Annotated in this window: 11 protein-coding genes and 1 other RNA gene; all 12 read right to left on the bottom strand. The window is 75.2% G+C overall.

Annotated elements, in window-relative coordinates:
- Window positions 1-147 (bottom strand): hypothetical protein, encoded by a 147-nt coding sequence (locus RB146_09350; GenBank protein MDQ7829183.1) that lies wholly within the window; start codon window positions 145-147, stop codon window positions 1-3.
- Window positions 144-1,538, bottom strand: coding sequence for a CCA tRNA nucleotidyltransferase (locus RB146_09345; protein MDQ7829182.1), 1,395 nt, complete (start codon window positions 1,536-1,538; stop codon window positions 144-146). The genes RB146_09350 and RB146_09345 overlap by 4 nt, the downstream gene beginning before the upstream one ends.
- Window positions 1,539-1,551: 13 nt before the next feature.
- Window positions 1,552-2,340: a SigB/SigF/SigG family RNA polymerase sigma factor gene (locus RB146_09340; GenBank protein MDQ7829181.1), complete on the bottom strand. Its 789-nt coding sequence runs from the start codon at window positions 2,338-2,340 to the stop codon at window positions 1,552-1,554.
- 15 nt (window positions 2,341-2,355) lie between these two features.
- Window positions 2,356-2,826 carry an ATP-binding protein gene (locus RB146_09335; GenBank protein ID MDQ7829180.1) on the bottom strand — a complete coding sequence of 157 codons (471 nt, stop codon included), beginning with the start codon at window positions 2,824-2,826 and terminating at the stop codon, window positions 2,356-2,358.
- Complete coding sequence (locus RB146_09330) at window positions 2,823-3,227, bottom strand: YtxH domain-containing protein (GenBank protein MDQ7829179.1); 405 nt, start codon at window positions 3,225-3,227, stop codon at window positions 2,823-2,825. Before RB146_09330 ends, RB146_09335 begins: the two co-directional genes overlap by 4 nt.
- Before the next feature lie 5 nt (window positions 3,228-3,232).
- Window positions 3,233-4,426, bottom strand: coding sequence for a tRNA 2-thiouridine(34) synthase MnmA (gene mnmA / locus RB146_09325; GenBank protein MDQ7829178.1), 1,194 nt, complete (start codon window positions 4,424-4,426; stop codon window positions 3,233-3,235).
- Window positions 4,427-4,436: 10 nt separating this feature from the next.
- A complete protein-coding gene (locus tag RB146_09320) occupies window positions 4,437-5,819 on the bottom strand; it encodes a replication-associated recombination protein A (protein MDQ7829177.1) in 1,383 nt (460 codons plus the stop codon).
- A 17-nt stretch (window positions 5,820-5,836) separates the two neighbouring features.
- Window positions 5,837-6,029: non-coding RNA, 6S RNA (gene ssrS, locus RB146_09315), on the bottom strand.
- 62 nt (window positions 6,030-6,091) lie between these two features.
- Window positions 6,092-7,921, bottom strand: a complete 1,830-nt coding sequence (aspS, locus tag RB146_09310; GenBank protein ID MDQ7829176.1) for an aspartate--tRNA ligase — start codon at window positions 7,919-7,921, stop codon at window positions 6,092-6,094.
- Window positions 7,918-9,276 (bottom strand): aspartate--tRNA(Asn) ligase, encoded by a 1,359-nt coding sequence (gene aspS / locus RB146_09305; GenBank protein MDQ7829175.1) that lies wholly within the window; start codon window positions 9,274-9,276, stop codon window positions 7,918-7,920. Before aspS (RB146_09305) ends, aspS (RB146_09310) begins: the two co-directional genes overlap by 4 nt.
- A complete protein-coding gene (hisS, locus tag RB146_09300; GenBank protein MDQ7829174.1) occupies window positions 9,273-10,634 on the bottom strand; it encodes a histidine--tRNA ligase in 1,362 nt (453 codons plus the stop codon). Before hisS ends, aspS (RB146_09305) begins: the two co-directional genes overlap by 4 nt.
- 469 nt (window positions 10,635-11,103) lie before the next feature.
- Complete coding sequence (locus RB146_09295) at window positions 11,104-12,276, bottom strand: MFS transporter (protein ID MDQ7829173.1); 1,173 nt, start codon at window positions 12,274-12,276, stop codon at window positions 11,104-11,106.
- Between the last annotated feature and the right edge of the window lie 137 nt (window positions 12,277-12,413).

Raw genomic sequence — 12,413 nt, 5'->3', positions numbered from 1 at the left:
CTAGTGCTCCTCGTTGGGCTCCTCTTTGAGGACGGTGCGGTCGAGGAGGCGGATGAGCCCGGGCGCCAGGACCGGCAAGGCGGCCCCCACCACCACCATCGCGCCCAGCAGGATGACGAAGAGGACGATGGCCTCGCGCTCGCTCATGGGGAGGAGACTTCCGAGCCGGGCCGACCTTCTCCTCTTGCGCCCTGCGGGAAGCGCTCGCGCACCAGCGCCTCCGCCTCGGCGCGCGTGCGCACGCGCCCTTCGAGCTGGGCCTCCTCCACCGCCTCCAGGATGACCCGGAAGCGCGGGCCGGGCCGGTAGCCGAGCGCGACCAGGTCGTCCCCGGTGAGCAGCCGCGGCGGCCGCCGCTCCTCCTCGGTCAGGCGGGCCGCCGCCTCCCGCACCCATTGGTACGTCGTCAGGTCACCGTGACTGGCCAGCACGTCCGCCCGGTGGAGCGCCAGGAGGTCGGGGAGGTCCTCGCGGGCGAGGAAGCGCTTCGCCCGCCCCGGCCGCATGCGGGGCACGTCCTGTAGCCGGAGGTGGTCGCGCACGAGGGTCACCACCCGGGCGGTCATGGCGCCGCTCAGCCGCAGGCGCCGGCAGACGCGCTCCGCCAGCGCGGCGCCCACCACGTCGTGGCCGGGGAAGCGCAGGCGATCCGGACCGCGCTCGAGGGTGGGCGGCTTGCCGACGTCGTGCAGCAGGGCGGCCAGGGCCAGGACCGGCGTCGGCTCCTCCAGGTGGTGCAGGGTGAGGACGGTGTGGGTGAAGACGTCCCCTTCGGGGTGGTACTCCGGCGGCTGCGGCACCCCCACGGTGGCGGCGACCTCAGGGAGGAGCGGGGCGAGCAGGCCGCTCTCCTGCAGCAGCCGCACCCCGCGGGCGCGGCCCGGCGCGACCAGCAGGCGCAGCAGCTCGTCGCGCAGGCGCTCGGCGCTCACCTGGGTGATGGCGGCGGCCTGGCGGCGGATGGCCTCCAGCGTGGCGGTCTCGATGGTGAAGTCCAGCTCCGCGGCCAGGCGCACCGCCCGCAGCATCCGCAGGCGGTCTTCGGCGAAGCGCTCGGCGGGGTCGCCCACGGCGCGGATGCGCCGCGCCTGCAGGTCCGCTCCTCCACCCACCAGGTCCACCACCGCGCCCGTGTGCAGGTCGAGCAGCAGGGCGTTCACGGTGAAGTCCCGGCGGCGCACGTCCTGCTCCAGGGTGGCGAACTCGACGAAGGCGGGCCGCCGCCCGTCCAGGTAGGGCCCCTCGCGGCGGAAGGTGGCCACGTCCACCTCGGCCCCCGCCTCCCGGACGCGCACGACCCCGAAGGCCGCCCCCACCATCACCGCGCCGGGGAAGAGGGCGGCCACCTCGTGCGGGCGGGCGTCGGTGACGATGTCCAGGTCGCGGGGCTCGCGGGCCATGAGCAGGTCGCGGACGGCTCCGCCCACCAGGTAGGCGGCAAACCCGGCCCGCTGCAGGCGGTCGGCCACGGCCCGCACCGGGGCGGGCACCGCCGGGAGCGCCCCGGCGGCGGGGGGCTGGCGGGCCGGCTCGGTCATCGGGAGGAGGCGGTCAGCCCGTCGGCTCGCCCCGGGGCTCGTCACTCATGAGGGCGCGCAGACGGCGCAGCGCCTCGCGCTGGATCCGCGAGACGTGCATCTGGGAGACCCCCAGGCGCTCGGCGATCTCCACCTGGGAGAGGCCCTCGTAGAAGCGCAGGTGGGTGACCGTACGCTCCCGGGCGGGGAGGCGCTGCAGCGCCCCCTCCAGCGTGTGCCGGTCCTCCACCCGCTCCAGCTCCACGTCGTCCTCCCCCAGGTAGTCCATCAGGGAGGAGACCCGGTCGTCCGCGCCTTCGATGTCCGCGTCGAGTGACGCCGGGCCGTAGGCCCGGCCCACCTCGAAGGCCTCGATGACCTCCTCGAAGGGCACGCCGGTGGCGTCGGCGATCTCCGGGATGGTCGGGGAACGGCCCAGGCGCTGGGTCATCTCCTCCACCGACTTCATCAGGGCGTAGTTCAGCTCGCGCAGGCGCCGGGGGACCTTGATCGCCCACAGCTTGTCCCGGAAGTGGCGCTTGATCTCCCCCACGATGGTGGGGGTGGCGTAGGTGGTGAACTCGATCCCGCGCGAGAGGTCGTACCGGTCGATGGCCTTCAGCAGGCCGATGCGGGCCACCTGGAGGATGTCCTCGAAGGGCTCCCCGCGGTTGGCGAACTTGCGGGCCAGGTAGACGGCCAGGCTCTCGTGCGCCACCATGAGCGCCTCGCGCACGGCAGGCTCGCGCCGCTCGGCGTAGGCCTCGAAGAGCCGGCGCACCTCCGCCTTGTCCCAGGTCCTGCGCCGTGTGCGTCGGGGCATCGGGCCTGCGCGGCCTCAGTTGGCGTCGGTGGGGCTGGGGGCGGGGCCGGGGTCGGCCGGGCCGGCGTCGGCGGGGCCGAGGTGGGCGGGGGGCGCCGGCCCGACGCGCTTGGTCATGCGCATCCGCCGCCGACCTGCCTCCTCGTGGGTGACCACCTCGTCCATCAGGCAGCGGATGAGGAAGAGGCCCAGCTCGCGCTCCTCGGAGCGCACGGCGCGCGGCGCGGCGTAGTCGACCTGGACCTCCAGGGCCTCGCTGTCGACCCCGAAGCGCACCTGGATCGGCCCCGCGCCCGCCAGGATGGCGTCGGTGCAGGCCTCGGCCACGGCGATCTTCAGGTCCTCCACCTCGTCGAAGGAGAACCCCATGCGCCCGGCGATCCCCGCCGCGGCCAGCCGCACCACGACGACATACTCCGGCCGGGCGGGGATGGTGAGCTCGATGGTCTCGCGGCTCGGCGTCGACGGACTCGGGCCCCGGCTCACCCGTCAGGCTCCTGCGACAGCGGGACGGAGCCGGCCTCGTCGCGCCCCGGGGGCACCGGCGCGGGCGCCTGCCGCGGCAGCAGCCCTTCCACCCGTTCCCGCAGCTCGCCGGCGCGCTCCCGCACCCGTTCCCGTACCTCCTCGGCCGCCTCCCGGGCCCGGTGGGCGACCTCGCCGACGCGCTCCCGCGTCCGCCGCCCCACCTCACCGGCCTGCTCGCGCGCCCGCTGGCTCATCGCCTCGGCCCGTTCCCGGGCCCGCGCCCGCGCCGCCTCCACTCGGGCGCGCACCTGGGCACGTGTCTCCCCGCCCGGGCGCGGCGCCAGCAGCACGCCCACCGCGGCGCCCACCACGGCGCCGAGGACGAACCCCGCCAGGAACTCTCCTCCACGCTCCGACACGTCCCTCACCTCCCGCCCGCGCCGGCGACGGCCGCCGGCCGCAGGGCCTCCACCCGTTCGATGATCCCCCCGCCCAGCACGACCTCCCCCGCGTAAAGCGTCACCGCCTGTCCGGGCGCCGGCGCCCGTTGGGGGACGGCGAAGCGCACGTGCAACACCCCCTCCCCGTCCACCCAGGCCCGCGCCGGCACCTCGCGGGCGCCGTGCCGCACCCGGGCCGTCACCTCGACCGGTCCCGGCGGCGGCGTGCCCGCCACCCACGTGACCTGACGGGCCTCCACACCGGCGGCGAGCAGGTCGGCACCCTCGCCCACGATCACCGCGTTGCGCGCGGCGTCGATGGCGGTGACGTAGAGCGGCCGCCCGGCGCCCACGCCCAGCCCGCGCCGCTGCCCGACGGTGTACCGGGCGATGCCCCGGTGCGTGCCCAGGACCCGGCCCGTCCCGTCCAGGATCGGGCCCGGCCGCGCCGCGGCCGGGCGGCGGGACGCCACGAGCTCGGCGTAGGACCCGCGCGGCACGAAGCACAGCTCCTGGCTGTCCGGCTTGTCGGCCACCGGCAATCCCCGCGCCCGGGCCAGCGCCCGCACCTCCGCCTTGGTGTACTCCCCCACCGGGAAGCGCAACCGGGCGAGTTGCGCCTGCCCCAGCGCGAAGAGGACGTCGGACTGGTCCTTGGCCGCGTCGCGCCCGCGCAGGAGCAGGTAGCGGTCCGTCGCGGCGTCGTAGCGGATGCGCGCGTAGTGGCCCGTGGCCAACCCGTCCAGCCCCATCGCCCGCACCTTGCGCAGCAGCAGGGCGAACTTGATGGCCCGGTTGCAGGTGAGGCAGGGGTGGGGCGTCCGGCCGCGGGCGTACTCGTCTACGAACTCGTCGATGACGGCGCGCTCGAACGCTTCCCGCAGGTTGAGCACGTAGTGCCGGATGCCGAGGTGGGCGGCCACGGCGCGGGCGTCGGCCACGGCACCGACACCGCAGCAGGCGCGGAAGGGGTCGTCGGGCTCGGGGAGCCAGGCCGGCCAGAGGTGCATGGTCACCCCCACCACCTCGTAGCCCGCCTCCACCAGGAGGGCGGCGGCCACGGCGCTGTCGACGCCGCCGCTCATCGCCACGGCGATGCGGCGGATGTCCCCGCCCCCCGGTGTCGATGCGCTCCCCTGTGCCGACGCGCCCGGCCCCGGCGCCCGCTGCTCCACCATGGCCGTTTGATTATATACCCTGGCCCTCCGCCGGCGGCCGGTCGCGCGCGCGGCGGGCCCGTTGCGCAAAGGCGTAGCGCTTCACCTCGCCCCACCAGCGCAGCAGGCGCGCCCGCACCTCCCGCTCCGCCCCGCTGTCGGAAGGCTCGTAGTAGACGCGGTCGGCCAGGTTGTCGGGGAGGTACTGCTGCACGACGAAGCGCCCCGGGGCGTCGTGCGGGTACCGGTAGTCGCGCCCGTGCCCCAGCCGGGCCGCCGCCTGGGGGTGGCTCGGGTCGCGCAGGTGGCGCGGCACCGGCGCCGTCTGCACCTGTTCCACGTCCCGGGCGGCCCGCCCCAGCGCCTCGACCACGGTGTTGCTCTTGGGCGCGGTGGCGATGTAGAGGGCGGCTTCGGCCAGCGGGATGCGCGCCTCCGGCAGCCCCACGTACTCCACGGCGTGCGCCGCCGCCGTGGCCACCACGAGCGCCATCGGGTCGGCCAGCCCCACGTCCTCGGCGGCGTGCACCACCATCCGTCGGGCGATGTAGCGCGGGTCCTCGCCGGCGGCGAGCATGCGCGCCAGCCAGTAGACGGCGGCGTCGGGGTCGGAGCCGCGCAGGCTCTTGATGAAGGCGGAGATGGTGTCGTAGTGCGCGTCCCCCTCCCGGTCGTAGAGGAGGGCCCGGCGCTGGCTCGCCTCCTCGGCGAGGGGCAGCGTGATCCGCCGCACCCCGTCGGGCCCGGGGACGGCCAGCGCCGCGGCGGTCTCCAGGGCGTTGAGGGCGGCGCGGGCATCCCCGTTGGCCACGTCCACCAGGTGGCGCAGGGCCTCCTCGTCCACCTCGACCCCCTGGCCCCCCAGCCCGCGCGGGTCGACGAGCGCCCGCTCCAGGATCTGGCGCAGCTCGTCGGTGGAGAGCGGCTCGAGCTGCAGCACCCGGGAGCGGGAGACGAGGGTGGCGTTCACCTCATAGAAGGGGTTCTCGGTGGTGGCGCCGATCAGCACCAGGGTGCCGTCCTCCACCACCGGGAGGAGGACGTCCTGCTGGGCGCGGTTGAAGCGGTGGATCTCGTCGATGAAGAGGATGGTTCGCTGCTGGTAGTAAGCGCGCCGGTCCTGGGCCTCCTGGATGATGCGCTTAAGGTCGGCCACGCCGGCGGTGACCGCGTTCACCTGCTCGAAGTGGGCGCGGGTGAGGTTGGCGATGATGCGCGCCAGCGAGGTCTTTCCCGTCCCCGGCGGGCCGTAGAGGATGAGGCTGGTGAGCTGGTCGGCCTCGATGGCCTGGCGCAGCAGCCGGCCCGGGCCGACGATGTGCGCCTGCCCGACGAACTCCTCCAGGGTGCGCGGGCGCATCCGGGCCGCCAGGGGCGCATCGCCCGGGGGCCGGTCGCCGGCGAAGAGGGTCATGGTCGGCCGGGATACACAGAATCCCCGCCGTACCGATTGTGCCAGAGTTCCCGAACCTGTCCTCGGACAGGTGGGTGCCCTCCCGAACGCTTCCGGCGTCCTCCTCCCGGCGGACCGTTCAGAGGCGTGCCGTCCACGCCCGGAGCCCGGGCTCCCCGGTCATGGGTGTTGGCTCGGAACTTCTGGCGCGCCCGAATACAGCAGGGATTCCGCGCTCAACATGATGCTAGCATTCACGCGACCGGGCGACAACACCGGATCGCCTGCCATTCTCATCCCTCCAGCCCGTCCTCCAACCCCTGCAGGGTGTCGTGCAGGAGGGCGATGTGGACTTCGGCCAGCTGCCGCGGGTCGACCGGCGCGGGCGCGCCCGTCATCAGGTCCGTTCCCGCGGCGGTCTTGGGGAAGGCGATGACGTCGCGGATCGTCTCCTCCCCGGCCAGCAGCATCACCAGCCGGTCAAACCCCAGCGCGATCCCTCCGTGCGGCGGGGCGCCGAAGCGCAGCGCATCCAGCAGGAAGCCGAAACGCTCCTGGGCCGCCGCCTCGTCCAGGCCGATCAGGCGGAAGACCTCCCGCTGCAGCGCGGGGTCGGCGATGCGGATGCTCCCCCCGCCCACCTCCACGCCGTTCAGCACCAGGTCGTAGGCGCGCGCCCGCACCCGCAGCGGCTCGGTGGCCATGAGCGGCCGGTCCGCCTCCACCGGCGCAGTGAAGGGGTGGTGGACGGCCACCAGTCGGCCCTCTTCGGGATCCCACTCCACCAGCGGGAACTCCGTCACCCAGCAGAAGGCCAGCCGGTCCGGGGGAAGCCACCCCTCGCGCCGGGCCACCTCCAGGCGCAGCCGCCCCAGGGCGGACCCCACACGGTCGGCCGGTCCCCAGGCCAGGAGCACCAGGTCACCGGGGCCGGCACCGAAGTGCGTGCGCACCTCTTCCACCTCGGCCGGTGGCACCGTCCGCGCCAGGGAGCCGCGCACCCCTGCGCCGGTGAAGGCCAGCGTGGCGGGCCCGCCGACCCCTTCGGCGCGCAGCCGCTCCCCCAACGCGTCCACCTCCCGGCGCGAGTAGCGCGCCCCGCCGGGGAGACACAGCCCCCGCACCACCTCGCCGCGCGCCCGGGCGGACGCCAGCGGCGGCACCCGGGCGAGGCTGCTCTCCGTCACGTCCACGATGGGCAGGTCGACGCGCAGGTCGGGCGTGTCGGTGCCGTACCGCAGCAGCGCCTCCCCGTAGGTGAGGCGCGGGAAGGGGCGGGCCACCGTCACCCCCAGGACCTCCTGGATCGCCTCGGCCAGCACCGCCTCCGTGACCGCCTGCACCTGGGCCTCGTCGGTGAAGGTCAGTTCCACGTCCACCTGGGTGAACTCGGGCTGCCGGTCGGCGCGCAGGTCCTCGTCGCGGAAGCAGCGCACGATCTGCACGTAGCGGTCCACCCCCGCCACCATGAGGATCTGCTTGAAGAGCTGCGGGGACTGGGGCAGGACGTAGAAGCGCCCGGGGTGGAGCCGGCTCGGCACGAGGAAGTCGCGCGCGCCTTCCGGGGTGGAGCGGATGAGCATAGGGGTCTCCACCTCGACGAAGCCGCGGGCGTCGAAGGCGCGGCGCAGCGCCAGGGCCAGGCGGTGGCGCAGGAGGAGGTTGCGGGTCATGCGGGGCCGGCGCAGGTCGAGGTAGCGGTAGCGCAGGCGCAACGCCTCCTCCACCGGCTGCTCCTCGGCGATGGGGAACGGCGGCGTCTCCGACGCGGCCAGCACGGTGCACCGCTCGGCGCGCACCTCCACCGCCCCGGTGGCCAGGCGGGGGTTCTCGGTGCCCGGCGGGCGCCGTCGCACCTCTCCCTCCACCTGCAGGACGTACTCGGCGCGGCAGGCGTCGGCGGCCCGGTAGGCCTCTCCGGCGTCCGGCGTGACCACCACCTGGACGATCCCCTCGCGGTCGCGCAGGTCGAGGAAGATCACCCCGCCCAGGTCGCGCCGCCGGTGGACCCACCCGGCCAGCCGCACGTGCTGCCCGGCGTGCTCCGGGCGCAGGGCGCCGCAGTAGTGGGTGCGGTAGGGGCCGCCGGGTCCCCTGTCAGGCGTGCTCGCGCCCACGGTCACGGCTCCACCCGGCGGCGGTCGCGGGGGAAGAGGGCCGCCGCCCGCAGGTTGGCGAGGCCGCAGAGCTGTGCGGTGAAGCGCTCCAGCCCGATGGCGAACCCACCATGAGGCGGCATCCCGGCGGCGAAGGCCTCCAGGTAGCCACGGAAGGCCCCCGGGTCGAGCCCGCGCTCCCGCAGGCGGCGCCGCAGCCGGCGGGCGTCGTGGATGCGCAGGCCGCCGGTCGTCACCTCCAGGCCGCGGAAAAGCAGGTCGAAGGAGAGGGAGCGCGCCGGCCGCTCGGGGTCGGGGAGGGCGTAGAAGGGACGGCTGGCGGCGGGAAAGTGGGTGACGAAGAGGAAGTCGCTGCCCGCCCGCGCGGCGTGCTCCCCCAGACGCCGCTCCGCCTCCGGGGTCAGGTCGTCCGCCACGGCCGCGCCCGCCGTGCCGCGCCCGGCCCCGCCCTGAGGTGCTCCCGCCCGGCCGGCCCCGGCTGCGAGCACCTCCGTGGCTTGCTCGAAGGTCATGCGGGGGATGCGGTCCACCGACGGGATGCGGACCCCGAGCAGCCGCACCGCGTCGGCCGCGGTGCGGCGTACCTCCTCGAGCATCGCCCGCACCAGGCGCGTCTCCAGGTCGAGCAGGTCCTCCAGGGTGACGAAGGCCGCCTCGACATCCAGGCTCGTGTACTCGGCCAGGTGGCGCGTGGTCTCGTGGGGCTCGTTGCGGAAGGCGGGGCCGACCTCGTAGACGCGCTCGAAGGCGCCCACGCAGATCTGCTTGTAGAGTTGCGGGCTCTGCGCCAGGTAGGCCTGCCGCTCGCCGTAGACCACCGGGAAGAGGTGGGCCCCGCCCTCCGTGGCCGTCCCCACCAGCTTGCTCGTGTGGATCTCCAGGAACCCCTCGGCCTCCAGCGCCTGCCGGAACCCACGCACCAGCGCGGCAGCGATGCGGAAGGTGGCGGCCACGCGCGGGTGGCGCAGGCTGAGGGCGCGGTGGTCGAGCTGCGTCTCCAGGGTCGCGCGCAGCACCGGCTTGCTGATGTCGAAGGCGGGGCGCCCGGCGGGCCGCGCCAGCACGGCGATGCGCTCCGCCTGCACCTCCACGCCGCCCGGGGCGCGGGGGTCGGCCCGGCCGCGACCCAGGACTTCCAGCACGCTCTCGCGGGGCAGGTCCACGCGCCCGGGAGCCACCACCTGCACCGTCCCGGAGCGGTCGCGCAGGACGAGGAAGGTCACGCCGCCGAGCCGCCGCACCAGGTGGAGGTGGCCCAGCAGCCGCACCGGGGTGCCGGGCCGCACCTCACCGGTCAAGGTGCGCGGGCGCGGACCCCCCGCGCTGATCATGACCGCCGGGACCTCGCTGACCTCGATCACGGTGCACCGCTCCCCTCAACGGGCCCCCCGCGGTCTCCGAGCCAGGCGCGGATGGCCGCGGCGGCCTCCGCCCGGGCGACGGTGCGCTGCTCGCCGCGCTCCAGGTGGCGCACCTGCACCGTCCCGGTGCGGACCTCCTCCGGCCCCACCACCACCGCGGCCGGGATGCGCCGCCGGTTGGCGTAGCGGAGCTGGTCGGTCAGGCTGCGGGGCTCCAGGACGACCTCGCAGCGCAGCCCGCCGGCGCGCAGCGCCTGCGCCAGGCGCAGCGACTCCCCGCGCAGCTCCGGCTGGAAGACCGTCACCAGGACCTCCACCGTGGTAGGACGCAGGGCTGGCGGGAACATCCCGTGCGCCTGCATCACCTCGAGGATGCGCTCGATGCCGATGGTCGTCCCCGTGGCCGGGATCTCCCGGCCGGCGAAGAGGCCCACCAGGCGGTCGTACCGCCCGCCGCCGGTGAGGCTGCCGATGCGCGGCCGCTCCACCACGGTCTCGTAGATGGGCCCCGTGTAGTACTCCAGCCCGCGCACCATGGAGGGGTCGACGCGCAGCCGTGCCCGGGGCACCCCCGCCTCGTCCAGGGTGGCCAGGATCTCCTCGAGCTCGGCGACCCCCTCGAGCGCCTCGGCCTCCCTGTCCAGGTGGCGGCGCAGGTCGGCCAGCACGGTGGCGGGGTCGCCCGAGACCTCGAGCAGCGCGAGGAGGCGCCGGATGGCCTCGGGCGGGACCTGCTGCCGCTGCAGCTCCGCCTCCACGCCCGGCAGCCCGACGCGCTCCAGCTTGTCGATGGCCCGGTACAGCCCGCCCAGCTGGGAGGCGGGGACGCCGGCGTAGGCGCCCAGGCCGTTGAGGATCTTGCGGTTGTTCAGCCGCACGACGAAGTGCTCGAAGCCGAGCCGCCCCAGCACCTCGCAGATCACCTGGAGGATCTCGGCGTCGGCCTGGACGCTGGCCGTCCCCACGATGTCGGCGTCGCACTGGACGAACTCGCGGAAGCGGCCCCGCTGCGGGCGCTCCGCGCGCCACACCGGCGCGATCTGGTAGCGCCGGAAGGGGCGCGGCAGCTCCTGGTGCATGGCCACCACGCGCGCCAGCGGCACCGAGAGGTCGTAGCGCAGCGCCAGGCGCTCCCGCCCCGCCGGGTGCTGGCAGTGGTAGATGAGCTTCTCGGCATCGGGACCGTACTTGCCCATGAGCGTCTCCCACAGCTCGAGCGCCGGGGTGCCGAGGGGCTCGAAGCCGTAGGCGGCGAAGACCGCCTCCACCTGCTCGATCACGTAGCGGCGGCGGATCATCTCCTCGGGCAGCAGGTCTCGCATGCCCTTCGGGAGCCGCGGCTCCACCTTCGTCACCATGGTGTGGCCTCCGTCCTGTCACCGCGCCCGCCGCCGTGGCCGCCCGGCGGGCGCAAATCGAAACGCTCCCGTCCTCAGGGACGGGAGCGTCTGCCCGTGGTGCCACCCTGCTTCGCCGTCGGGCGCCGGTCAGGCCCGGGCCGCTGCCGAACCGCCAGACCGGCTGCCGGACCGCACTGGCTCCGGACCCGGCCGCGTTCGGTCCCGTGCGTCATTGGACGCCGACGGCGCGCTCAGGCCGCGGTCACGGGCGGCGCCCGGCGGGCGGTGTCCACCCGCCGCTTGGGGGCGTCTTCAACGGCGCGGACCCCGGCGGTGCATCCCACCCCAGCCGCCGCCCATGGCGCCGGCCGGCACCGCCTCTCTCCATGGGGAGCGTCGCCTACTCCTCCCCCGCATCGCGTTTGGCTCATTGTAGGGAGGCCGGTTGCAGGGGGTCAAGGCGGCGTTTAGGGTGGTCGGGTCCTGCTCACCGGGATGCGCCACGCATGATGAGGGCGCCGAAGCCCATGAGGCCCACCGCCGCCAGCAGCACCAATGCCGTCCCCGCCCGGGGCAGCAGCGCCCCGGCCAGAAGCGGTGCCGCCACCCCGCGGACCCCCAGCAGCGTGTTGTAGATCGCCACGTAGGTCCGCACCTGGTCGGTCGGGGCGTGGCGCAGCACCGCGCTCAGCCACCCCAGGTCCAGCCCGGCCGAGGCCACCCCGTCGGCGGCGCCGGCGACCAGCACCACCCAGGGGTTCCGGGCCAGCAGGTAGACCACGGGGGCCAGGGCGCCGATGAGGAAGATGCCCGCGAGCGCCACCGGCACCGGCCGGCGGTCGAGCACCCGCCCCCAGAGGGCGTAGGCGGCCACCCACGCGGCCGAGGTGACCGCGCCCAGCAGGCCCACCTGGAAGGCCGAGGCCCGCAGCCGGTCCACCAGCAGGATGGGGATGGCCGGGGCGGCCAGCCACGCGCCGAACCCGAAGACGAAGAACCCGGCCAGGAAGCGGCGGTAGGCCGGGTCGCGGCGCAGGAGGTCGGGGACGGCGCGCACGGCGACCGGCGGCTCGACCGTGTGGGGAGCCCCCAGGCGGATCCGGCCGAAGACCAGCCCGGAGGCGACACCGAAGAGGGCGGCGGCGGCGAAGATCCACTGGAAGGGCACGGCCTGCATGACGCGTCCGCCCACGGTCGCGGCGACGACCCAGGCGAGGGCCATCCACACCCGCACGAGCCCCAGGATGCGCGCACGCACCTCCGCCGGATACGCCTCGCGCACCACCTGGGCGTACCCCAGGCCGCCCACCGAGGCAAGCGCATGGTAGAGGAGCACCAGCGCCACGTAGGGGGCCGGCGCGTGCACCAGCGGCATGGCCAGGAGGACCGCCCGCCCCAGCGCGTGCGCCCAGACCACCAGCCGGACCGCCGGCGCACGCCGGATGAGGTTCACCCAGCCGAGGGAGGCCAGCATCACCGCCGCCGGGGCGGCCACGAGGAGGGAGACCTGCAGCGCCGAGGCGCCGAGCCGCCGCCCCATGACGGCGACGAACGGCAGGGTCAGCCCGCCGAAGAGGCCGTAGAGGATGGCCGCCGCCAGGTCGACGCGCACGGTGGGGCGGACCGGCGCCGGCACCCAGAGGAGCGTGGCGCGTCCCATCTGCGGAGCATGCTACCCGACGGCGGGTAGGGTGTGGAGGCGCCCCGGTAGAATCAGAGCGGCTGAGGCCTCGCCGCCTGAGGCCCTCGCCGCCGGTGGCCGCCGCGGGCGGTGCGCCACCGGACGTCAGCGGACCG

Source organism: Armatimonadota bacterium (genome assembly GCA_031081585.1).
Lineage (GTDB): Bacteria > Sysuimicrobiota > Sysuimicrobiia > Sysuimicrobiales > Humicultoraceae > Geohabitans > Geohabitans tengchongensis.
The sequence above is the reverse complement of the archived record's forward strand: the minus strand, read 5'-3'. Positions and strand labels throughout refer to the sequence as shown.